Here is a 22,030-nt window from a genome sequence, read left to right as displayed (position 1 = left end):
GAGGGAAGAGATGCCGAGAGTGCCAGGGTGGTTGGGCCGGCTGGGCGAGAGCCTGAGCCGCATGGGTGAACGGCTCGACGAGCGCAGGGCCGAGGCCGAGCGCGAGGACCAGCTCCACCCGCCGTACGAGGGCCCGGTGGAGCGCCCCGCCGACCGCGCCCACCCGGACGTGGCCGCGCCCGCACGCCCGGAAGAGGACCCGGACACCGCGGCCCCCCTCCCGGACACGGCCGCCGTCGCGGCCACCGAGGCGGGCCCGTCCGTCCCCGCGCCCCCCTCGTACGCGCCGGCCGTCGCCGCCAGGCCCGACCCCGTCGCCGCGATCCCCTGGGGCATGCGCGTCGCGGCGGAGGCGAGTTGGCGCCTCCTCGTCTTCGCCGGCACGGTCTGGGTGCTGATGAAGGTGATCAGCTCCGTCCAGCTGGTCGTCCTCGCCTTCGTCGCCGCACTGCTCGTCACCGCGCTGCTCCAGCCCACCGTGACCATGCTGCGCAGGAAGGGCCTGCCGCGCGGCCTCGCCACCGCCGTCACCGCCGTCTCCGGCTTCGTCGTGATGGGCCTGGTCGGCTGGTTCGTGGTCTGGCAGGTCATGGACAACATCGACAACCTGTCCGACCAGGTCAAGAACGGCATCGAGGAGCTCAAACGCGCGCTCCTCAACAGCCCCTTCCATGTGACCGAGCAGCAGATCAACGGCATCGCGAAGAACCTCAGCGACTCCGTCGGCGCCAACGCCGAACAGATCACCCAGGTCGGACTCCAGGGCGTCACCGTCGTCGTCGAGACGATGACCGGCATCCTGCTCGCCATGTTCTCGACGCTCTTCCTGCTCTACGACGGGAAGAAGGTGTGGGAGTGGACGCTGAAGCTCGTCCCCGCCCAGGCCCGGCCGGGTGTCGCCGGCGCCGGCCCGCGCGCCTGGCGCACCCTCACCGCCTATGTGCGGGGCACGGTGCTCGTCGCCCTCATCGACGCCGTCTTCATCGGCCTCGGGCTCTACTTCCTCGATGTGCCGATGGCCGTGCCGCTCGCCGTCTTCATCTTCCTGTTCGCCTTCATCCCGCTGGTCGGCGCGGTGATCTCCGGCGCCCTCGCGGTCGTCGTCGCCCTCGTCACCAACGGCCTCTTCACCTCCCTCATGGTGCTCGTCGTCGTGCTCGCCGTGCAGCAGATCGAGGGCCATGTACTCCAGCCGTTCATCCTCGGCCGCGCGGTCCGGGTCCACCCGCTGGCCGTCGTCCTCGCCGTCGCGGCCGGAGGTCTGACCGCCGGCATCGGCGGCGCCGTCGTCGCGGTCCCGCTGGTCGCCGTCTCCAACACCGTGGTCGGCTACCTGCGCGCGTACAGCACGGAACAGGCGCTCCGCAGCGCGCCGGAGCCGCGCGGGGCGACCGCGTTCGAGGTGGCGCCCACGCCGGCGCCGGGCTCGGCGGCCGGCCCCGGGGGCGGCAAGTGATATCGGAACCGGAGCTGGTCGGCGGGGTGGAGTTCGAAGCTCCCGAGGTCCTCACCGAGACCCCGCCACCCCGCCCGCCCCGGACCCGCCGCCCCTGGCTGTGGGCGCTCGGCGGCGCGGTGGTGGCCTCGGCGGTGTGGGGCGGCGGGCTCTACGCGTACGGGCAGCGGACGGAGGCGGGCCCGGACCTCGGCGGATACAAGCCGGTGGCCGACCTCTGCGACGTGGCGGAACTCAAGGCCCTCGGGGCGGTCCTGGGGAAGAAGAGCCAGGACGGAGCCGGTCTCGGCGTGGACGAACCGGCGATGAGCGAGTCCTCGTGCATGGTCGTCTTCGGGCCGTCGGAGACCGGGCAGAGCGTCGACGTCACGTACACCCTGCACAAGAGGGTCGACCCGGAGCCCGAGTTCGCGGTGCGGGCGCGGCAGAACGGTGTGATCCAGGAGCTCGACGGCATCGGTGAGCAGGCCTTCTTCGACAGCCACAGCGGAGAGGGCGGAACCCTGCGGATCCTCGACGGCCAGGCGGAGATCACGATCAACCTGTACCGCCAGTACCACGAGGTGAACGGGGTGCCGGTCGAGAGCGAGCGCCTCGACCTCTCCGGGATCGACGTCCCGATGAGCCAGGACGCGCTGGCCCTCATGGCGGCGCTCAAGAAGTGACCGGCCGGAAGTGTCGAGAAGGGCCCCGGGGCGTGCTGCCCCGGGGCCCTTCTCGTACGGCTCGTACGGTCACGCCCTACTCGGCGAGGACCGCTTCCGCGTCGAGGGTCACGCCGACCGCCTGGATCACCGCGGCGATCTTCACGGCCTCCTGGATGGTGGCGCGGTCGACACCGGCCTGGCGCAGGACCTGCTCGTGCGAGTCCAGGCACTGGCCGCAGCCGTTGATCGCGGAGACGGCCAGCGACCACAGCTCGAAGTCGACCTTCTCGACTCCCGGGTTGCCGATGACGTTCATCCGCAGACCGGCGCGCAGCGTCCCGTACTCGGGGTCCGACAGCAGGTGCCGGGTCCGGTAGAAGACGTTGTTCATCGCCATGATCGCGGCGGCGGACTTGGCGGCCTGGTACGCCTCGGGCTTCAGGTTGGCCTGGGCCTCGGGCTCCAGCTCCTTGAGGACCTTCGGCGAGCGCGAGGCGATCGCGCAGGCGAGGACGGTGCCCCAGAGCTGCTGCTGCGGCAGCTCGCTGTTGCCGATGACCGAACCGAGGTTCAGCTTCAGGTCCTTGGCGAAGTCCGGTATGGCGGACTTGAGTTCGTCGAGAGCCATGTCAGATCACTCGCCCGACAGGAGGGCGCCGGCGTCGAGGGTGCCCTCGCCCTTGTTCCAGTTGCACGGGCACAGCTCGTCGGTCTGCAGGGCGTCGAGCACCCGCAGGACCTCCTTGGGGTTACGGCCGACGGAGCCGGCGGTCACCATGGTGAACTGGATCTCGTTGTTCGGGTCCACGATGAAGACGGCACGCTGGGCGAAGCCGTCGGCACCCTCGACGCCGCAGTCGCGCATGAGCTCGTGCTTCGAGTCGGCCAGCATCGGGAAGGGCAGGTCACGCAGGTCGGCGTGGTCCTTGCGCCAGGCGTGGTGCACGAACTCGGAGTCGCCGGAGACGCCGAGGATCTGGGCGTCGCGGTCCGCGAACTCGTCGTTGAGCTTGCCGAAGGCGGCGATCTCGGTGGGGCAGACGAAGGTGAAGTCCTTCGGCCAGAAGAACACCACGCGCCACTTGCCCTCGTAGGACTTGTGGTCGATCTGCTCGAACTCCTTGCCGCTCTCCAGCGACACGCAGGCGGTCAGGTCGTAGGCGGGGAACTTGTCACCGACAGTGAGCACGCGCTCTCCTTGCGAACAGGAAGGGTCCCTTTTGGGGGCTTCCGTGGGGGTTGGACGAGATCACAGCATGGCACGGAGTGCATTGATCAGTGAAATAGCTAGAGTGGGTCGTGTTGATCGAAGGTGGTTATCAGTGGCGTCCCCGTACAGCTCTCCGTACAGCTCCCCGTACAGCCCTCCGCACGGCCCGACCCGAGGCAAGCAGCCGAGCCTCGCGCAGCTCAGGGCGTTCGCGGCGGTCGCCGAGCATCTGCACTTCCGCGATGCGGCGGCCGCCATCGGCATGAGCCAGCCCGCGCTCTCGGGCGCGGTTTCGGCACTCGAAGAGGCACTCGGTGTCCAGCTCCTCGAGCGTACGACGAGGAAAGTGCTGCTCTCGCCCGCCGGGGAGCGGCTCGCGGCCCGCGCGCGGGCGGTCCTCGACGCGGTCGCGGAGCTGATGGAGGAGGCGGAGGCCGCGCAGGCGCCGTTCACCGGGGTGCTGCGGCTCGGTGTGATCCCGACGGTCGCCCCGTACCTGCTGCCGACGGTGCTGCGCCTGGTCCACCGGCGCTACCCGGACCTCGACCTCCAGGTCCACGAGGAGCAGACCTCCTCGCTCCTTGAGGGACTCGCGGCCGGGCGGCTCGACCTGCTGTTGCTCGCCGTGCCGCTCGGAGTGCCCGGTGTCACCGAACTCCCCCTGTTCGACGAGGACTTCGTCCTGGTCACCCCCCAGGGGCATCCGCTGGCCGGACGGGACGACATCCCGCGCGAGGCCCTCAAGGAGCTGCGGCTGCTGCTCCTCGACGAGGGGCACTGTCTGCGCGACCAGGCCCTCGACATCTGCCGCGAGGCCGGGCGCACGGGCGGCGCCGAGGTCACCACCACCGCGGCGGGGCTCTCCACGCTGGTCCAGCTGGTGGCCGGCGGTCTCGGGGTGACCCTGCTGCCGCGCACCGCCGTCACGGTCGAGACCGCCCGTAACAACGCCCTGTGGACCGGGCTCTTCGCCGAACCGGCCCCCGCCCGGCGGGTCGCCCTCGCGATGCGGACGGGCGCGGCCCGGCACGCCGAGTTCGAGGAACTGGCGGAGGCCCTGCGCGGCGCGATGAGGGGCCTTCCGGTACGGGTCCTGGGCGCCGCTTCCTGAGACGCGCGCCCCTGCGGGGGTCGGGCGCCGGTTCCTGGGACGCCTGTCCTGCGGGTCCTGCGCGCCGGTTCCTGGGACGCCTGTCCTGCGGGCCCCGGGCGCCGGTTCCTGAGACCCCCCGGTCCCAGGAGCCGGCGCTCCGTTCCTCGTACCTCCGTCCGGAGGGTTACTCCGTGCGCAGGCCGTCCGCCCGCATCAGTCGCCACAGGACCGGCATGCTCAGCAGGGTCACGGTCGCGATCAGCGCGAGCCCGATCCCGGTGACGGGCAGGAAGACCCACCAGTCCTGGACCCGCTGCCCGCCCAGCTTCAGCAGGACGACCCCGAGGCCGAGACCGCCCGCCACGGCGAGGACGAGCCCGAGGGCGATCGGCACCGCCGTCTGCCACAGCACCGACCAGCTCAGGGTGGAGCGCCGGGTGCCGAAGGCGACGAGCGAGGAGAGCAGCCGCTTGCGGTCCCTGAGCTGTTCAAGTGTCGCGACCAGGAGCGAGGCCGCCACCAGGAGCATCGTCAGGGTGGAGCCGACCAGGATGCCGGTGCGGACGCTGGAGAACGCCGCGTCCCGCTCGGTGTCCTTGAGGGTGCGGACCCAGGCCGTCCGGTCGATGGCCGCCGCCGTGTTCCGTACGTACTCGGCGGCGTCCGGCACGGCCGGGTCGAGCCGCACCATGGCCAGCGCGTCCGGCTCGTCGAGCCGGGCGGCGTCGATCGCCGACGGTGTGGCGAGGACGCCGTACTGGTACATGCCCGTCGGGTCGGGGCGGGAGTCCACGATCCGGGCGTCGGCGGGGATGCGCCACTGCGGCAGCGGGGCTCCCTCGGGTCGCTTCGGCGCGAGCGGGTGCGGATGCGGGTCGCGCAGGGCGACGGTGGCGCCGGGGCGTGCCGCCGCCGTGACCCGGCTGTCGTCCGGGTTGCCCTGGGCGCCGTGCGCGAGGAAGACGAAGACGTCGCCGTCCTCGCAGGAGGGCAGCGCGGCGTACTCCTTGAGCGAGGCGCAGTCGCCGACCTTGATCGAGGCCATGGGGGCGAACTCCTCGCCGCCCTTGAGGGGTCCGGGCCGCCACACGTGCGACTCGACCGTGCCGATCACCGCGTCGACGCCCTCGGTCCGCTCGAACCGTTCGATCATCCCGCGGGCCTCGTCGGCGGTCCTGGCGTCGGTGCCGATCGCGAGCTGGGCGCGGGACGAGTCCTCGCCCGTGAGCGCCGTGAAGTCGTTCTCCATCGCCTGGAACAGCATCTGGAGGGCGATCGCCCCGGTCGCTGCGACGACGATGCCGCTGACCGCGCGGGCCGCGGTGCCGCTGCTCAGCTGGAGCCTGCGGACGGCCAGTTGCCAGGCGACGGGGCCCGCGTGGAGCCGCTTCACGCAGGCTTCGACGAGCCACGGCAGAAGGGTGGTGAGGCCGACCAGGGCGAGGGTGGTGCCGGTCGCGACGCCCACGGTGTCGATGCTGGTCCCGGTCACCTGGACCTCGCCCAACTGCGGCACGAGCAGGGCCGCGCCGGCCACGAGGAGCAGCAGCCGCCACCACAGCCGGCGGCGGCGCGGGGTGGAGGTCCGGACGACTCCGAGCGGTTCGATCGACACCCCGCGCAGGGCGAAGAGGGTCACCACGACGGAGGAGACCGGGATCGTGACGAGGACGATGACGGCGAGCGCGGACATCGGCACGACGTCGGACGGGAAGGCGTTGACGTCCCAGATGGTGAAGGCGCCGGCGAACTGCCGGGCCACCGCGAACAGGCCGAGGCCCATGACGAGGCCGAGCAGCGCGCCCGCGAGGGACTCGCCGGCCGCGATCCGCCGGGTCATGGCCGTGTCCGCGCCGACGAGCCGGAGCGCCGCGAGCCGCCGGTCGCGCTGCTCGCCGCCGAAGCGGACGGCGGTCGCGACGAAGACGAGGACCGGGAGGAGCAGGACGACGCAGGCGACGACGACGAGGAGGATCAGGAACGCGTTCATCGGTTCCTCGGGCACGGACCAGCCGTAGCGGGTGCCGCGCCCGTCGAAGTTCTCCGTGGTGAGGAAGTCGACGTGGGCGACGTACCGCAGTTCGGCCGGGCCGATGAGTCCGGCCTCGCCGATCGTCCCGACGTCCTTGTAGGGGAGGCGTTCCCTGAGCAGGGCGCCCTCGGGGGAGTCGAGCAGTTCGCGGAGCGCGGGGGAGACCAGCATCTCGCCGGTCCTGGGGAACGCCGTGGCGCCCGGCGGGACCGGGGGTGCGTCCCCCTCGGGTCGCAGCAGCAGGCCGCTGACGACGTCGTCCCGGTGGACGGTGGTCTGTCCGAGGTGGAGAAAGCTGTCCGGCCGGGGCGCGGTGACCTGCTCGCTGCCGTCGACGGCGCGGACCGACTCCCGTACCTCCCGCTGGAAGAGCATGTTCGGCAGGGCGGCGGCGAGGAGCAGCAGGGCCACACCGAAGCCGACGCCGGTCGCGGTCAGCAGGGTGCGCAGCACGCCGGAGCGGCCGCCGGTGACCGCGAACCGGGCGCCGAGCGCCAGGTCGCGGGCCCAGGTGCGGAGGATCATGCGGCCCACTCCGCGTCCCGTACGGCTCCGTCGCGTACGACGATCTCGCGGTCGGAGTACGCGGCGACCCGGGCCTCGTGGGTGACGAGGACGACGGCGGCGCCGGTGTCTCGTGAGGCGTCGGTGAGCATCCGCATGACCCGCTCGCCGTTGAGGGAGTCGAGGGCGCCGGTCGGTTCGTCGGCGAAGATCACGCGCGGTGCGGTGACGAGCGCGCGGGCGACGGCGACGCGCTGGCCCTGGCCGCCGGATATCTCGCCGGGGCGCTTGTGCGCGGTGTCGTCGACCTCCAGGCGGGCCAGCCACTCGATGGCCCTGGCCTCGGCGGTCTTCCGCTTCTCGCCGTTGAGGCGGAGCGGCAGAGCCACGTTCTCCACGCAGGTCAGTTCGGGGACGAGCTGGCCGAACTGGAAGACGAATCCGAAGTCGGTACGGCGCAGGGAGCTGCGCGCGGTGTCGGAGAGCGCGGTGAGTTCGCGGCCGTCGTAGGTGATGGTGCCCGCGTCGGGGCGCACGATTCCGGCCAGGCAGTGCAGCAGGGTCGACTTGCCGGAGCCGGAGGGGCCCATGACGGCGACGACCTCGCCCGCCCGGAGGGAGAAGGAGGCGCCCGCGAGCGCGGGGGTCGGCCCGTAGGTCTTGTCGAGGCCGGTGGCCCGCAGGAGTGGTGTGGAGGTCATCGGTGGAGCTCCTCGGCGAGCCGGTCGAGCCGGGCGGCGGTCAGTTCCAGCCAGCGGAGGTCCGCTTCCAGGTGGAAGAGGGCGTGGTCGCAGATGAGCTGGTCGGCGAGGTCGCCGTCCTTCTTGCGCCGGGTGAGTTCGCGCATGAGGCGCAGGTGCTCGGCGCGCTGGGTGTCGAGGAGCTCGGCGGCGCCGCGGCCGGTGAGCAGGGCCAGGACGACCTTGGTGTAGAGGGTGGACTGGAGGTACGGCTCCGGCTTCTCGGGCGTGGTGAGCCACTGGGCGACATCGGTGATGCCGGCCTCGGTGATGGCGTACCGCTTCCGCTCCGGGCCGCCGCCGGCCTCGATGCCGTCGACGACGACGAGGCCGTTCTTCAGGAGCCTGGACATGGTCGAGTAGACCTGGCCGTAGTGCAGCGGCCGGTCGTGGCCGAACTTCTCGTCGAAGGCGCGCTTGAGGTCGTAGCCGTGGCGCGGGCCGGACTCCAGGAGTCCCAGGAGGGTGTGACCGATGGACATGCCCGTCACTGTACATGGTGTGTATACGCACGATGTATAGCGCCCGAGGTGAAGCGGAAGGGCCGCCTCACGCAACCATCCGGTGCGCCGGAGCGTCGGTTCCTCTGGGCATGGGTGCTGATTCTCACGTCCGTAAAAGGCGTGATCGGTTGTCCTATGTCCGCATCGTCGGTTTAGCTGGCTAGCTGAGCCGACCCGGCGCGGGCGTGACACGGACCGGGGCACGCCGGGGGACACACGACGAGTGGAGCGACACGACACATGGGCCGACCGGACACGAGCAAGGCGAAGAAGCGCGGTCTGCGCCGCTTCTTCTCCTGGAAGAAGCTCCTGGGCACGTTCTTCGTGTTCTGCCTGCTCGCCATGGGCGCCCTGTACGTCGTGTACGTGATGGTCCCGGTGCCGAGCGCCAACGCCGAGGCGACGATGCAGAGCAACACGTACAGGTACGCGAACGGCAAGGTCCTCGCGCAGACCGGCGAGATAAACCGCGAGATCGTCGGCCTGGAGAAGATCCCCGAGAAGGTCCAGAAGGCGTTCGTCGCCGCGGAGAACAAGACCTTCTACGAGGACAACGGCGTCGACATCAAGGGCACCACCCGCGCCGCCTGGTCCACCATCACCGGCAAGGGCAAGCAGGGTGGTTCGACCATCACCCAGCAGTACGTCAAGAACTTCTACCTGAGCCAGGACCAGACCGCGACGCGCAAGCTCAAGGAAATGGTCATCGCCATCAAGGTCGACCAGGAGACCGCGAAGAGCGACATCCTCGCCGGCTACATGAACACGAGCTACTACGGACGCAGCGCCTACGGCATCCAGGCCGCCGCCCGCTCGTACTACGGCGTCGACGCCACCCGGCTCACCACCGCCCAGGGCGCCTACCTCGCCTCGCTGCTCCAGGCGCCCAACCAGTACGACTGGAGCTCCGCGAGCGCCACCGGCCGCAAGCTCGTCGAGGAGCGCTGGAACTACGTCCTCGACAACATGGTCGGCGAGGGCTGGCTCCCCGCGGACGAGCGCGCCGCCATGAAGTTCCCCGTCCCGCAGAAGCCCAGGCCCGCCCCCGGCATGGAGGGCCAGACCGGCTACATCGTCGAGGCCGCCAACCAGGAGCTGATGCGCCAGGGCGTCAGCGAGGAGGACATCAAGGCCGGCGGCTGGACGATCACCCTCAACATCGACGAGAAGCGGCAGAACGCCCTCGTCAAGGCCGTCGACCGGCAGCTCGAGGCCAAGCTCGACCGCAAGGGCGACAAGAAGGACGCCACCGTCCAGGCCGGCGCCACCTCCGTCGACCCGAAGACCGGCGCGGTCGTCGCCATGTACGGCGGCGTCGGCGCCACCCAGCACTGGACGTCCAACGCGACCCGCCGCGATTACCAGCCCGCCTCCACCTTCAAGCCGATCGTCCTCGCCACCGCCCTCGACACGGGCGCGGACACCCAGGACGGGCGGGAGATCGGCCTCGGCACGGTCTACGACGGCGACAGTCGGCGCCAGGTCGTCGGCAGCGACATCCCCTTCGCCCCGGAGAACGAGGACGACGAGGACTACGGCCCCGTCACCGTCCAGAAGGCCACCAACAGCTCCATCAACTCGGTCTTCGCCCAGATGATCGTCGACGTCGGGGCGGGCGCCACCAAGAAGACCGCGCTCGCCCTCGGCATGAAGGACGGCGCGGACTTCGGTGAGACCCCCGCCATGTCGCTCGGCACCATGGGCGCCTCGACCCTGGACATGGCCGGCGTGTACGCAACCCTCGACAACCACGGCAAGAAGGTCACCCCGACCCTCGTGAAGGCCGCCTCGCACAAGGACCGCGTGCACGAGCCCCTGAACGCGATCGGCGAGCAGGTCATCAGCCGCGAGGCCGCCGACACCGTCACCAAGGCCATGCAGGGCGTCGTCCAGAGCGGATCCGGCTTCCGCGCCGCCGGTGACTACGAGGCCGCCGGCAAGACCGGCACCTCCGAGAACAACCGTTCCGCCTGGTTCGTGGGCTACACCCCCGAACTCGTCACCGCCGTCGGCCTCTTCGGCGAGGACACCAAGGGAAACCAGGTCACCCTCACCGACACCATCAACCCGGGCCGCGCCAACGGTGGCCGTACGCCGGCCCAGATCTGGGGCGACTACACCACCAGTGCCCTCGGCGGCGGCTCCGACGCCTCCTTCGACCTGGAGACGGACAGCTGGGCTCCCACCGAGCCGAACCCGGAGCCCACCCGGACGACCGAGGCACCGACGCAGGAGCCGACGACGCAGGCGCCGACCAGCCGGGCCCCCGACCCGACGCGCCCGCCGACCACCACGGCCACCACGCCGCCGGAGCCGACACGGGACCCGGTCACCACGCCGCCCGAGCCCACCCGCAAGCCGACCGCGACCGGCGAACCCTCGCCGCCGCCGTCGATCGAACCGCCGGACGCGGGCCCCGAACCCGAGGACGGGCCCACCAGCCGCGTGCCCCGGTAGCGACATGACGAAGGCCGGACCCCCTCAGGGGTCCGGCCTTCTCTTTCGCCGTCCGGGTGCGAACGTCAGCGGGTCGCCAGCTCGAACCAGACCACCTTGCCGCCCGAAAGGCGGGTCGCACCCCACCGCCGCGCGAGGCGGTTCACCAGGAACAGACCGCGCCCGCCCTCGTCGGTGTCACGCGCCCGCCGCTGCCGGGGCAACTGCGGCGAGTCGTCGCCGACCTCGCAGCGCAGCACGTCCGTCCGGAGCAGCCGCAGGGTCACAGGCCGCTCCGCGTACCGCACGGCGTTCGTCACGACCTCGCTGATGAGCAGCTCCACCGAGTCCGTCAGCTCCTCCAGGTCCCAGCGGGCGAGCGCCCGCCGGGCGAGCCGCCGGGCCCGCCCCGGGGCCGCGTCCTCCGGCTCCAGGAACCAGTACGCCACGTCGCTCGGCGCGATCCCGTCGAAACGGGCCGCGAGCAGCGCGATGTCGTCGTCCCGGTCGCCGGGACCCAGCATGTCGAGGACGTCGTCGCAGAGCGCCTCAAGAGGCGGCGAGTGGTCCGGGCCCGTGAGCTGCGCCGTCGCCTCCAAACGCTCCCGCAGCTGCTCGATCCCGGTCCACACGTCCCGCAGCCGGGACTCCACCAGACCGTCCGTGTAGAGCAGCAGCGTGGCTCCGGCGGGCGCGTCCAGCTCGACCGCCTCGAAGTCCACCCCGCCCACCCCGATCGGGGCGCCCGGCGGCACCCGCAGCACCTCGGCGCGGCCGCCGAGGTGCAGCAGTATCGGCGGCGGATGGCCCGCGTTGGCGACGGTGATCCGGTGCGAGACCGGGTCGTACACCGCGTACATACAGGTCGCCATCCGGTTCTCGCCGAGCCGCTGCGCCTGCTCGTCCAGGTGGTGCAGGACCTCCTGCGGCGGCAGGTCGAGCCCCGCCAGGGTCTGCGCGGTCGTACGCAGCTGGCCCATGATCGCCGCCGAGGTCATGGAGTGGCCCATGACGTCGCCCACGACCAGGGCGACCCGGCTGCCGGGCAGCGGGATCGCGTCGTACCAGTCGCCGCCCACCCGGGCGGTCTCGGCCGCCGGCAGATAGCGCGAGGCGAGCTTGACGCCGGTGGGCTGCGGCAGCGAGTCCGGCAGCATCGTCCGCTGGAGCTCGTCCGCGATGTAGGCCTCACGCCCGTAGAGCACGGCCTTGTCGATGCCGAGCGCGGTGTGCGTGGCCAGCTGCGCCGCGACGAGCAGGTCGTTGGGTTCAAAACCGGCACGCTCGGGACGGCGCAGGAACACGGCCGCGCCGATCACCCGGCGCCGGCCGCGCAGCGGCGCGAGGACCGCCCGCAGCCCGCCGGGCAGCGGATGCTCGGGACCGAGCAGCTCGGCCAGCGCGGTCCTGGCGGCGGCGGAGTCGCCGAACACCGGGCGCACCCCGCGCAGTACCTCGGCGAGCGCCCCGCCGGACCGCACCTCGCAGAGTTCGGCGGCGGGGGTCGGATCCGGGTCGGGTACGAGGACGAGCTCCTCGCCCTCCAGATCGCTTAAGCGCAGCCGGTCCGTGCGGCGAAGACGCAGCACGAACGGCGCCACCGGGCGTTCGTCGCCCACCGGCAGGGGGTCGCGCAGGTAGACCAGGATCTCGTCGGAGAAGGTCGGCACGGTGGCCCGGCACAGACCGAGGACGATCTCGTCCAGGTCGATGCCGCGCGCGATGCGCCGGGTCGCCGCCCCCACGAACCGCAGCCGGTCGCCCTCGCGCCGAGTGGCGGTGTCCCCGCCACGGAGTCCGCCCGAGGGCTGAGGGGACACGGCGACGGCGACGGCACCGGGAGTGCCGGGGCCGCCGGATGTGGGTGTGCCGGGTGTGCCGGCGGCGGGGGGCGTCGCCGGACCGCCGCCGGGCGCGGGCACGGCCGGTGCCACCGGCGCCTCCTGGCCCGGGGCCGTCGGTCCGCCCGCCTGGGCGGGCACGTCGGAGGGCAGGCCGGCCGCCGCCTCCTGGCGAGGGCGCGCGCGTTCCTGCGGCCGGGCAGCCAGGGGCTGCCGGCCTTCGTGGGAGGTGGGATGCTCCGTCACGCGTGGGATTCCGTCCGTCCGGGCCGGTGGTGCGATGCACTCGCTCTTCTCGCCGATGCCGCGCCTTCGGCGGGGATAAACCCCTTGTGTACGGCGGATGTGGAGGCTGCGCGAACCGCGGCTACGGCAGGGGGCGTGACACCCGGGCAGACGTCCGGCACTGCTCTCCCCCTCGTGGATGACTTCTGATCAGTTCCTGTGCTGTGCTCGGCCGCTGACGGGCCGTCCGGTGGGTCTGGCAGGACGTCGGTTCGGTCTGACGTGCCGTTCGTTCCGCTTCTGCCGTGCGGAGGCCGATCCTACGTTTGAACCCCGGGGGCGCAACAAGGGTCTCACGGTGCCATGTGAGCGGGAGTCCGGTCCCAGTCGGCCGGCAGCTCCGGAACCCGCCAGGCCGGATCTGGCCGCCAGTCCTCCCAGCCGTCCGCGAAGGGCGCCCCCCACGCCGTGATCCGGTCCACCGCGCGCTGCCCCGCCTCCCGTACCCGCGCGGCCTGCGCCGGGCTCATCAGGCCGGACCGCTGGGCCTGCGCGAACTCGTCCTCGTCCCGCCACAGCCAGCTGCGGTCGGGATAGACGGAGATGTCGAGGAAGTGGTCCTCGGAGTCGAAGCCGCCGGACCACCGGACCCGCGGCTCCTCCAGGTTCACGTACCAGCTGCGGAAGCGCCACCCGCGCTCCCAGAACAGCCACACCGACCACGGGTCGCCGGGCCGCGCCAGTTTCAGCACCCCGCTGCCGAACCACCGCGCGCGCTCCGTGGTGCGCGCGGCGGTGTAGCGGGTGGCGAGCGGCTCCTCGTGCACGGGGGTGCCGTCGACGAGCACGGGGCGGACGCACTCCGTGCCGGGGGCCATCCAGACGGCGAGCAGCTCAGGCGTGTCCTGCACGACCGTCACCGGCCGGCAGATGTGCACCTCTCCGGTGCCGTTGCCGCGGTAGCGCCAGAGGACGTGGTCCCCCGGCGCCCAGTGCTGAGAGCCGCCCGATCCTGTCATGCGCAGATCTTAGGGGGTGCCCCCGGGAGCGCCGCCGCGGTACAGGTCACGGTTGAGTCAGCGGCGCGAGCGGGGGCCGAGCCGGTGCCGAGCCGGTGCCGAGCCGGTGCCGAACCGTGCCGAACCGGGCCTACGGGTGGGTCATCCGCAGGACGTCCAGCGCCTCGTCCAGCTGCTCGACCGTCAGGTCGCCGCGCTCCACGTACCCCGACTCGATCACCGCCTCGCGGATGGTCTTCCGCTCGGCGAGGGACCTCTTCGCGACCTTGGCGGCCTCCTCGTACCCGATGTACTTGTTCAGCGGGGTGACCACGGACGGCGAGGACTCGGCGTACTCGCGCGCCCGCTCGACGTTGGCGGTGATCCCGTCCACCGTACGGTCGGCGAGCAGCCGGGAGGCGTTGGCGAGCAGCCGTACCGACTCCAGGAGGTTCTTGGCCATCACCGGCAGCATGACGTTGAGCTCGAAGTTCCCGGCCGCGCCCGCCACCGCCACGGTGGTGTCGTTCCCGGTCACCTGCGCGGCGACCATGAGGACCGCCTCGGGGATCACCGGGTTGACCTTGCCCGGCATGATCGACGAGCCCGGCTGGAGGTCGGGGAGGTTGATCTCGGCGAGGCCCGTGCGGGGTCCGCTGGCCATCCAGCGCAGATCGTTGGCGATCTTGGTGAGCGAGACGGCGACGGTACGGAGCTGCCCGGACGTCTCCACAAGGGCGTCACGCGCGCCCTGCGCCTCGAAGTGGTCGCGGGCCTCGGTCAGCGGCAGGCCGGTCGCGCGGGCCACCTCCGCGATGACGGCCGCCGAGAAGCCGGCCGGCGTGTTGATGCCGGTGCCCACCGCCGTACCGCCGAGGGGGAGTTCCGCGAGCCGGGGGAGCGCGGCGCGCAGCCGCTCGACGCCGTACCTGACCTGGGCCGCGTACCCGCCGAACTCCTGGCCGAGGGTGACCGGGGTGGCGTCCATCAGATGCGTACGGCCCGACTTCACCACCGTCGCGAATTCGGCCGATTTTCGCTCCAGGGCGGCGGCCAGATGATCGAGGGCGGGGATCAGGTCGCGGGTGACGGCGCCGGTGGCCGCGATGTGGATGGAGGACGGGAACACGTCGTTGGAGGACTGCGAGGCGTTCACATGGTCGTTGGGGTGGACCTCGCGGGGCTCGCGGCCTTCGGCGCCCTCCGAAAGCCGCTCGGTGGCGAGGGTGGCGATCACCTCGTTGGCGTTCATGTTGGACGAGGTGCCCGAGCCGGTCTGGAAGACGTCCACCGGGAAGTGCTCGTCCCAGCGCCCCTCCGCGACCTCCGCCGCCGCCGAGGCGATGGCCTCCGCGCGGTCCCGGTCGATCACCCCGAGGTCCGCGTTGACCTGGGCGGCGGCGGCCTTGATCCGGGCCAGGGCCTCGATGTGGGCGCGCTCCAGGCGCTGGCCCGAGACCGGGAAGTTCTCCACCGCCCGCTGGGTCTGGGCCCGCCACTTGGCGTGCGCGGGGACCCGCACCTCGCCCATGGAGTCGTGCTCGATCCGGTAGTCCTCGGCGTCGTTCATTTTCTCAACCTCCTGCAAAAGATGAGCACTTGTCTTGTTCGATGTATTCCCAACACGCGTACCGGCCAGTAAAAACCGTGGGTAACCCCACTTCCAGGAGGCGCAATGACGCGCACCAGGTACAGACTCCGCTGGCCCATCGCCGTGGTCGCCGCGGCCGCCGCCACGCTCGGCACGATGACCGCCGCCACCCCGGCCGGCGTGACCGGAACCGGTACGACGGCGGTGACGGCCGCCGTACCGCTCCCGCCCGAGCTTGAGGCGATCCGGGCCGCCGAGGCGACCAGGATCTACGGCAGCCCCGAGGAGCGCCCGCTCGCCCAGCGCAGGACCGGCCTGATCTCGCTCGGCGACAGCGAGATCTCCGGCGAGGGCGTCGGCACGTACGAGCCTCCCACCAACGGCCCCACCAACTGGTGCCACCGCTCGCCCGACGCCGCCATCCACCGCACCGGGATCCCCGCGGACCTCACCTTCAACGTGTCCTGCTCCGGCGCGTACTCCGGAAACATCCGGATCGGCGGCTCGAAGCAGTACGCCGACGAGCTCGTCCAGAGCGACAACCTCGCCATCAAGGCGCGCAACACCCGCATCAAGATGGTCCTGCTCGTCGCCGGGGCCAACGACGACCTCCAGTTCGGGCCCGTGATGACGGACTGCGTCACGCGGTACCTCACTCTCCAGGGCCCCTGCGAGCCGAAGTACGCCGCCGGCTGGCAGGCCCGTGTCGACGGGCTCGTCCCCAAGGTCGAGCAGACCGTGCGCGACCTCAAGAGCGTCATGCGCGGCGCCGGATACGCCGACGGGGACTACAAGCTCGTCCTCATGGGCTACCCCAGCCCCATCGGCCCCGACTTCAACGACAACCCCGACTTCCCCGGCAAGCTCGCCTGCGGCGGACTGGGCTACGACTCCGACACCGTCTGGGGCCGTAACACCGCCGTACCCGCCTTCGAGCGCGGGATGCGCGCGGCCGCCGCCTCCACGGGCGCCGTCTACCTCGACAACTCGCGGCTCTTCCACGGCCACGAGGTCTGCATGGAGGACCCCTGGGCCCGGGGCCTCTACATCGACCTCTCCAAGCCCGGGACCCCCGACGAGAACTCGGTGCGGCAGTCCTTCCACCCCAACGCGCGCGGGCACGCCGCCTTCGCGTCCTGCCTCACCCAGATCTACGACTCCGGCGTCCGCGAGGCCAGTTGCGCCGACGTGAACTCCACGGGCAGGCCGACGCTCTTCCCGCTCGCCTGGGACGACGCGTACAAGCCGCTGAAGAACGGCGCCACCGCCAACTGCCTCGACGTGGACAGCGCCCGGAGCGCCAACGGCACCCGGGTCTTCGGCTGGGACTGCCACGGCGGCCGTAACCAGCTCTGGTGGTACGACTCCGCCCGCCAGACCGTCCACACCGGGCTCACCCAGGACCGCTGCCTCGACGTGCCCAGCACCTCGTACCCGGCGGGCACGGCGCTCATCGTCTGGAACTGCCACGGCGGCGCCAACCAGAAGTTCGTCCGTGACGGCGCCACGATCCGGCCCGCCGCCGCGACCGGCCAGTGCCTCACCCTGAGCGCGGCGAAGCAGCAGGTCCGGCTGCAGAACTGCGACGGCTCGGCCGGCCAGAAGTTCGCGTAACCCCCGCTCGGCAGGGAAGACCCCCGCCCGGCGGGGAACGCCGTGGCCCCCGTCCGACCCCGGACGGGGGCCACACCCGGCGGCGGCCAGAGGCGGTCGGCGGCGGCAGGCGGTCGGAGGCGCGCTCAGGTGGTCGCGAGGACCTTGAGTGTCGTACGGGCCAGCTCGTACGCCGGGAGCATCTCCCGGTGCTCCTCGCGGTCGAGCCCGCCGAGGTGCACGATCACCGTCCCCTTCGAGGTGGCGACGGCGAAGGCCCGCTCCTCCTTCGACTCCTCCATCAGCTCGTTGTAGACCGTGTACGTCACCTCGGTGACGGGCAGCGCGCCGCCGGTCACGGTCTCCTTGTAGACGGCCTTCGAGACGCCCTTCTCAGCCTTCACGAAGCTTTCGAGGGCGGCCCGGGCGGGCCCCGTCCCGGCCGCCGTCCACACCCGCAGATACCCGATGCTCCCGGCCGGCTTGGCGTCCACCTCGCAGCGGATGAAGGCCGGCCCCTGCCGCGTGAGCACCGCGAACTCCGGATCCTCGGGATTCTTGATGGCCTCCGGCTCCCAATTCTCCGCCAGCGTGAAGGAGACGGGCAGCACGCACGCGGTGCCGGAACCGCCGACGGTCACCCGCGAAGCCGCCGCGACGGCCGGCGCCCGGGTGGCGTGCGGGGCCTTCGTGGCCTGGGTGGCTGCCGGTGCCTTGGTGGCCGGCGCCCCCGGTCGTGCGCCCGGCGTCACCTCGGGCATCGGCTCGACAGCGGCGCAGCCCGTCAGCGTCAGCCCCGCCACCAGCGCGGCGGCGAGCGGGGCCAGGGTCCGTATCGGGTGTCTCATGCGCGTCAGCGTAGCTCCGGGCCGCAGCCGCGCCGGACGGGCGGACCCGGGCCGTGAGCCGGACAATGTGAAGCGGACCCCAGAGGGGCGTTCTGCGCCCCGCAGCAGGCAGGAGGCAGAACATGTTCCGGAGCTTCAGAAGGATCGGCGTGCTCGGGGCCTGCGCGGTCGCGACCGGCGCCTTCACCGTCGTCGCGGCCGTCCCGGTCGCCGCCGTCCCGGACGCCGTCCCCGCCGCCGCCGACGGTTTCGAGTTCACCGTCTACGCCAAGGAGATCCCCGTCGACGCCGGCGAGGAGACCGGGCAGGCGCCCAAGGTCGGGGACTCCTTCGCCTTCGCCGAGGACCTCTACCGTTCCAAGGGCGGCGAGAAGGTCGGCCGGGACGGCGTGAGCTGCACCGTCGTACGCGCCGGCAACCCCAGCGACATGATGTGCGTGGGCACCTTCGTCCTGAACGGCGGCCCCGGAGGGCAGCTGACGGGGCAGGCCATGGTGACGTTCGATCCGGCCGCCGAGACGCTCGCCGCCTTCGACATCGCCGTCACCGGCGGCACCGGCGACTTCAAGGACGCGCGCGGCACCATCCGCTCGACCCCGGACGGCGACTACTCGAAGCTGGACTTCCACGTCAGGCCCTGAGGGGACGGGACACCTGTCACCGCCGCCCCGCGGACTCCCACTCCTGGTGCGCGGTGTGGACGCGCCGCCACAGCTCCGCCCGCGCGTCGGCGTCGACGTCGGTCAGGTCGAGCCGGAACACGCCGGCCAGCACGTCGTACCAGTCGTCGGCCGAGTCGATGGTCCGGTCGTCCGTGCCCCCGGCGTCGATCCGGCGCAGCACACAGCCGCGCAGCACGTCCATGCCCTTGGCGCCGCGGAGCTGGGCGGTGAGGACCCGGACGAAGGGGGAGTCGGGGGAGGTGGAGAGACGTTCGTGCTCCGCGGCGAAGGAGGACAGCTCCACGGGCTCCGGCGCGAAGTCCATGCCCGTGAACGAACCGCGGGGGTCGTGGGTGAACCGCCAACCGCCGGGCACCGCGTCCGACGGGGCCATCGCGTAGGTGAACGGTCCCTGGGTGTACGTGCCTTCGCGCAGTGGCAGCGGCTCGTACATCCCGCAGCCGAGCCCGGCGTCGACCAGCCACCGCTCGCCGTCGAGCCGCACGGTGAGCGCGAGATGGTCGCCGTGCGCGCCCGCGGGGTCCGCGGGGGTGCCCTGCACCCCGGCCCGGTGCAGGGTGATGTCGTAGCCGAGGGCCGAAAGCAGCTCACTGAAGGCCCCGTTGAGGTGGAAGCAGTAGCCGCCACGCCCGCGCAGGACGCGGGCCACGGATGCCGCGGCGTCGATGCCCGTCGGCCGCCCCAGATGGATGTCGAGGTTCTCGTAGGCGACCCGCTCCACGTGCGCCCGGTGCAGTGCCCACAGCGCCTCGGCGGTCGGGGCGGCCGGCCGGGCCACCCCGAGCACGGCCAGATACCCGTCGACGTCGATCATGATCCCCCTCGGTGTTCGAACAGGTGATCAGTCTAGTCGGCGGCAGGGCCAAGGCCGGGGCGCGTCACGGCTGTTGCTACGAGAGCTTGCCGCCGTAGTCGGGCAGCTTGAACGCCCGCTCGGCGTGGCCGCCGACGATGTCCGTGGTGTTGTTCCCGATGTTGGCGATGATCGTGTAGCCCTTGGCCTCGATCTCCGCGCGCTTCGCCGTCTTGTACGCGCCGACCTCGGCGAACAGGTCCGGCAGGGAGCGCACGTACAGACCGTCGACCGGGTAGCCGGCCTGCTTCAGGTTCCAGTCCGTGAGGGAGTGGAGGATCCCCGGTCGGGCGGTGACGAAGAAGACGTCCACCCCGCGCGCGTGGGCGTCGTCGACCAGGTCGCGGACCTCGGGGATGGCCGGGGTCGGCAGCTCCCAGAACGGGTGGAAGTCCGTCTCCAGGGAGCTGTTGTCGATGTCGAGGACGATCGCCTGCTTCTCGCGGCCGGCGTCCTCGGAGCGCTCCTCGACGTACGGGCGCGCCTCGGCGACCACGGCCGCCACGTCCCGCCGCCAGGTCGCGTAGTCGACGTCCTTGACGGCGGCGATCGACGTGAGGTGGGTGTCGGGGTCGGCGGCGGAGGCGGTGGGCGCGGGACCGACGACGAGGAGCGCGGTCAGGGCGAGTGCGCCCGTGGTCCCGGCGGCGGCGCGCCTGCGGAGGGGGGTGGAGGGTGTGGAGGGCGTGGAAGGCATGGACGGCGTGGAGGGCATGGGGGGCTCCCGAGTGGTCGACCGGCTCAGTGGTTGACATGCTCGCGACCCATACTGGCCAGTAGGCGACGGGAGGGCTACCGGTCGGTAGCCACTTTCTGAGCGAACATCGACGCCCACGCCACCCTCGGGCACGACGGCGCCCCCCGGCCCTGAGGACCGGGGGGCGTACGAGGCTGGGGCCCGGCGGGTCAGCCGAGACCGGGGCCGCGCACCGGGATGTGCGTGAACGTCGGCTCGGGGGCCGGGTTCTGGAAGAAGTCGTTGCCCTTGTCGTCCACGACGATGAACGCCGGGAAGTCCTCGACCTCGATCTTCCAGACCGCCTCCATGCCGAGCTCCTCGTACTCGACGACCTCGACCTTCTTGATGCAGTCCTGCGCGAGCCGCGCCGCCGGGCCGCCGATCGAGCCGAGGTAGAACCCGCCGTGGCTGCCGCACGCGTTCGTCACCTGCTGCGAGCGGTTGCCCTTGGCCAGCATGACCTTCGAGCCGCCGGCCGCCTGGAACTGCTCCACGTACGAGTCCATCCGGCCGGCCGTGGTCGGACCGAAGGAACCGGAGGCGTACCCCTCGGGGGTCTTCGCGGGGCCGGCGTAGTAGACCGGGTGGTCCTTCAGGTACTGCGGCATCTCCTCGCCCGCGTCCAGGCGCTCCTTGATCTTGGCGTGCGCGATGTCGCGCGCCACGACCAGCGGGCCGTTGAGGGACAGCCGGGTCTTGACCGGGTACTTGGTCAGCTCGGCGAGGATGTCGTCCATCGGCTGGTTCAGGTCGATGGTCACGACGTCGGAGGCCTCGGAGAGGTGCTCGTCGGTCGTGTCCGGCAGGAAGCGCGCAGGGTCGGTCTCCAGCTGCTCCAGGAAGACGCCCTCGGCGGTGATCTTCGCGACGGCCTGGCGGTCGGCCGAGCAGGAGACGGCGATCGCGACGGGCAGCGAGGCGCCGTGGCGGGGGAGGCGGACGACCCGGACGTCGTGGCAGAAGTACTTGCCGCCGAACTGCGCGCCGATGCCGATCTTCTGCGTCAGCTCGAAGACCTTCTCCTCCAGCTCCTTGTCGCGGAAGCCGTGACCGGTCTCGGCCGAGCCCTCGGTGGGCAGCTCGTCCAGGTAGTGCGCGGAGGCGTACTTCGCGGTCTTGAGCGCGAACTCGGCGCTCGTGCCGCCGACGACGATCGCCAGGTGGTACGGCGGGCAGGCCGCCGTGCCGAGCGAGCGGATCTTCTCCTCCAGGAACTTCATCATGCTCGCCTCGTTGAGGACGGCCTTCGTCTCCTGGTAGAGGAAGGACTTGTTGGCGGAACCGCCGCCCTTGGCCATGAAGAGGAACTTGTACGCGCCGCCGTCGGTCGCGTACAGCTCGATCTGCGCGGGCAGGTTCGAGCCGGTGTTCTTCTCCTCCCACATGGTGACCGGGGCCATCTGCGAGTACCGCAGGTTGAGCTTGGTGTACGCGTCGTAGACGCCCTTGGACAGGGCCTCCTCGTCGCGGCCGGAGGTCAGGACGTTCTGGCCGCGCTTGCCCATGACGATCGCGGTGCCGGTGTCCTGGCACATGGGGAGGACGCCGGCGGCGGCGATGTTCGCGTTCTTGAGGAGGTCGAGCGCGACGAACTTGTCGTTCGACGAGGCCTCGGGGTCGTCGATGATCCGGCGCAGCTGGGCCAGGTGGGCCGGGCGCAGGAAGTGCTGGATGTCGTGGATCGCCTCGGCGGCCAGGGTGCGCAGCGCCTCCGGCTCGACCTTGAGGAACGTACGGCCGTCGGCCTCGAAGGTGGAGACACCTTCGGAGGTCACCAGGCGGTAGGGCGTGGTGTCCTCTCCCAGGGGGAGCAGATCGGAGTACGCAAACTCTGGCATGGGGGCCATTCCTCACTCGGCAAGACGGCGCACCGCCTCCGTTGGCAGTGCGCCCTCCAGCGTAGAACGCGGGCCGGGCCCCGGTCCTGTGAGGTAAGGCTCACTTGGGACCGGGACCGCGCCGGAGTGGCGTGGTGGGGGTGGTGGTGGCGCCGGCGGGGGGCGTCACGAGGGGGCGCGCTTCCGAGGGACCCGCGCGG

18 protein-coding genes are annotated in these 22,030 nt (G+C 71.7%); 6 read left to right on the top strand and 12 right to left on the bottom strand.

What is annotated here, in order from left to right:
* Window positions 1-10: 10 nt before the first annotated feature.
* Window positions 11-1,456 (top strand): AI-2E family transporter, encoded by a 1,446-nt coding sequence (locus tag ACIRB7_RS01035; RefSeq protein WP_403590536.1) that lies wholly within the window; start codon window positions 11-13, stop codon window positions 1,454-1,456.
* The gene (locus ACIRB7_RS01030) at window positions 1,453-2,121 is read left to right on the top strand and encodes a hypothetical protein (protein WP_403590533.1); all 669 of its coding nucleotides are present in this window, start codon (window positions 1,453-1,455) and stop codon (window positions 2,119-2,121) included. The genes ACIRB7_RS01035 and ACIRB7_RS01030 overlap by 4 nt, the downstream gene beginning before the upstream one ends.
* A 76-nt stretch (window positions 2,122-2,197) precedes the next feature.
* On the opposite strand, the gene ACIRB7_RS01025 is transcribed toward ACIRB7_RS01030, so the two are convergent.
* Window positions 2,198-2,731 (bottom strand): alkyl hydroperoxide reductase, encoded by a 534-nt coding sequence (locus tag ACIRB7_RS01025; protein ID WP_073809246.1) that lies wholly within the window; start codon window positions 2,729-2,731, stop codon window positions 2,198-2,200.
* Window positions 2,732-2,737: 6 nt separating this feature from the next.
* Window positions 2,738-3,292, bottom strand: coding sequence for a peroxiredoxin (locus ACIRB7_RS01020; RefSeq protein ID WP_351217258.1), 555 nt, complete (start codon window positions 3,290-3,292; stop codon window positions 2,738-2,740).
* A 133-nt stretch (window positions 3,293-3,425) separates the two neighbouring features.
* Here ACIRB7_RS01020 and ACIRB7_RS01015 point away from each other — a divergent pair, with 133 nt between their 5' ends.
* Window positions 3,426-4,424: a hydrogen peroxide-inducible genes activator gene (locus tag ACIRB7_RS01015; RefSeq protein ID WP_403590529.1), complete on the top strand. Its 999-nt coding sequence runs from the start codon at window positions 3,426-3,428 to the stop codon at window positions 4,422-4,424.
* A 166-nt stretch (window positions 4,425-4,590) separates the two neighbouring features.
* Here the strand turns inward: ACIRB7_RS01015 and ACIRB7_RS01010 are convergent, their stop codons facing one another.
* Genes ACIRB7_RS01010 through ACIRB7_RS01000 form a run of 3 tightly spaced genes read right to left on the bottom strand, consistent with a single transcriptional unit; the run spans window position 4,591 to window position 8,164 of the window.
* A complete protein-coding gene (locus tag ACIRB7_RS01010; RefSeq protein ID WP_403590526.1) occupies window positions 4,591-6,963 on the bottom strand; it encodes an FtsX-like permease family protein in 2,373 nt (790 codons plus the stop codon).
* The gene (locus ACIRB7_RS01005) at window positions 6,960-7,643 is read right to left on the bottom strand and encodes an ABC transporter ATP-binding protein (protein WP_403590523.1); all 684 of its coding nucleotides are present in this window, start codon (window positions 7,641-7,643) and stop codon (window positions 6,960-6,962) included. The genes ACIRB7_RS01010 and ACIRB7_RS01005 overlap by 4 nt, the downstream gene beginning before the upstream one ends.
* Complete coding sequence (locus tag ACIRB7_RS01000; protein ID WP_403590520.1) at window positions 7,640-8,164, bottom strand: PadR family transcriptional regulator; 525 nt, start codon at window positions 8,162-8,164, stop codon at window positions 7,640-7,642. Before ACIRB7_RS01000 ends, ACIRB7_RS01005 begins: the two co-directional genes overlap by 4 nt.
* A 261-nt stretch (window positions 8,165-8,425) precedes the next feature.
* Here ACIRB7_RS01000 and ACIRB7_RS00995 point away from each other — a divergent pair, with 261 nt between their 5' ends.
* Entirely contained in the window at window positions 8,426-10,642 is a 2,217-nt protein-coding gene (locus ACIRB7_RS00995; RefSeq protein ID WP_403590517.1) for a transglycosylase domain-containing protein, read from the top strand.
* A gap of 65 nt (window positions 10,643-10,707) precedes the next feature.
* Here ACIRB7_RS00995 and ACIRB7_RS00990 read toward each other — a convergent pair whose 3' ends face one another.
* From ACIRB7_RS00990 to ACIRB7_RS00980, 3 genes are all read right to left on the bottom strand, one after another.
* A complete protein-coding gene (locus ACIRB7_RS00990; RefSeq protein ID WP_403590514.1) occupies window positions 10,708-12,708 on the bottom strand; it encodes a SpoIIE family protein phosphatase in 2,001 nt (666 codons plus the stop codon).
* Window positions 12,709-13,040: 332 nt separating this feature from the next.
* Complete coding sequence (locus ACIRB7_RS00985; protein WP_403590512.1) at window positions 13,041-13,706, bottom strand: DUF402 domain-containing protein; 666 nt, start codon at window positions 13,704-13,706, stop codon at window positions 13,041-13,043.
* Window positions 13,707-13,836: 130 nt separating this feature from the next.
* Window positions 13,837-15,255, bottom strand: a complete 1,419-nt coding sequence (locus ACIRB7_RS00980) for a class II fumarate hydratase (RefSeq protein ID WP_403590509.1) — start codon at window positions 15,253-15,255, stop codon at window positions 13,837-13,839.
* 105 nt (window positions 15,256-15,360) lie between these two features.
* Here ACIRB7_RS00980 and ACIRB7_RS00975 point away from each other — a divergent pair, with 105 nt between their 5' ends.
* Window positions 15,361-16,890 (top strand): ricin-type beta-trefoil lectin domain protein, encoded by a 1,530-nt coding sequence (locus ACIRB7_RS00975; RefSeq protein WP_403590506.1) that lies wholly within the window; start codon window positions 15,361-15,363, stop codon window positions 16,888-16,890.
* A gap of 125 nt (window positions 16,891-17,015) precedes the next feature.
* Here the strand turns inward: ACIRB7_RS00975 and ACIRB7_RS00970 are convergent, their stop codons facing one another.
* Complete coding sequence (locus ACIRB7_RS00970; protein ID WP_403590503.1) at window positions 17,016-17,717, bottom strand: lipoprotein; 702 nt, start codon at window positions 17,715-17,717, stop codon at window positions 17,016-17,018.
* 122 nt (window positions 17,718-17,839) lie between these two features.
* On the opposite strand from ACIRB7_RS00970, the gene ACIRB7_RS00965 reads away from it, so the two are divergent.
* Complete coding sequence (locus ACIRB7_RS00965; RefSeq protein ID WP_403590500.1) at window positions 17,840-18,358, top strand: hypothetical protein; 519 nt, start codon at window positions 17,840-17,842, stop codon at window positions 18,356-18,358.
* A 16-nt stretch (window positions 18,359-18,374) separates the two neighbouring features.
* Here ACIRB7_RS00965 and ACIRB7_RS00960 read toward each other — a convergent pair whose 3' ends face one another.
* The 3 genes from ACIRB7_RS00960 to ACIRB7_RS00950 all read right to left on the bottom strand — a co-directional run bounded on the left by ACIRB7_RS00960 (window position 18,375) and on the right by ACIRB7_RS00950 (window position 21,830).
* On the bottom strand, window positions 18,375-19,214 hold the full coding sequence (locus tag ACIRB7_RS00960) for an arylamine N-acetyltransferase (protein WP_403590497.1): 840 nt from the start codon (window positions 19,212-19,214) through the stop codon (window positions 18,375-18,377).
* A gap of 76 nt (window positions 19,215-19,290) precedes the next feature.
* Window positions 19,291-19,968, bottom strand: a complete 678-nt coding sequence (locus tag ACIRB7_RS00955) for an HAD family acid phosphatase (RefSeq protein WP_403590494.1) — start codon at window positions 19,966-19,968, stop codon at window positions 19,291-19,293.
* 191 nt (window positions 19,969-20,159) lie between these two features.
* Window positions 20,160-21,830 (bottom strand): fumarate hydratase, encoded by a 1,671-nt coding sequence (locus tag ACIRB7_RS00950; protein ID WP_403590491.1) that lies wholly within the window; start codon window positions 21,828-21,830, stop codon window positions 20,160-20,162.
* Between the last annotated feature and the right edge of the window lie 200 nt (window positions 21,831-22,030).

It is taken from the genome of Streptomyces sp. NPDC093795 (assembly GCF_044764665.1).
GTDB lineage: Bacteria > Actinomycetota > Actinomycetes > Streptomycetales > Streptomycetaceae > Streptomyces.
Note: the sequence above shows the minus strand (reverse complement) of the source record. Positions and strands in the feature narration are given on the sequence as shown.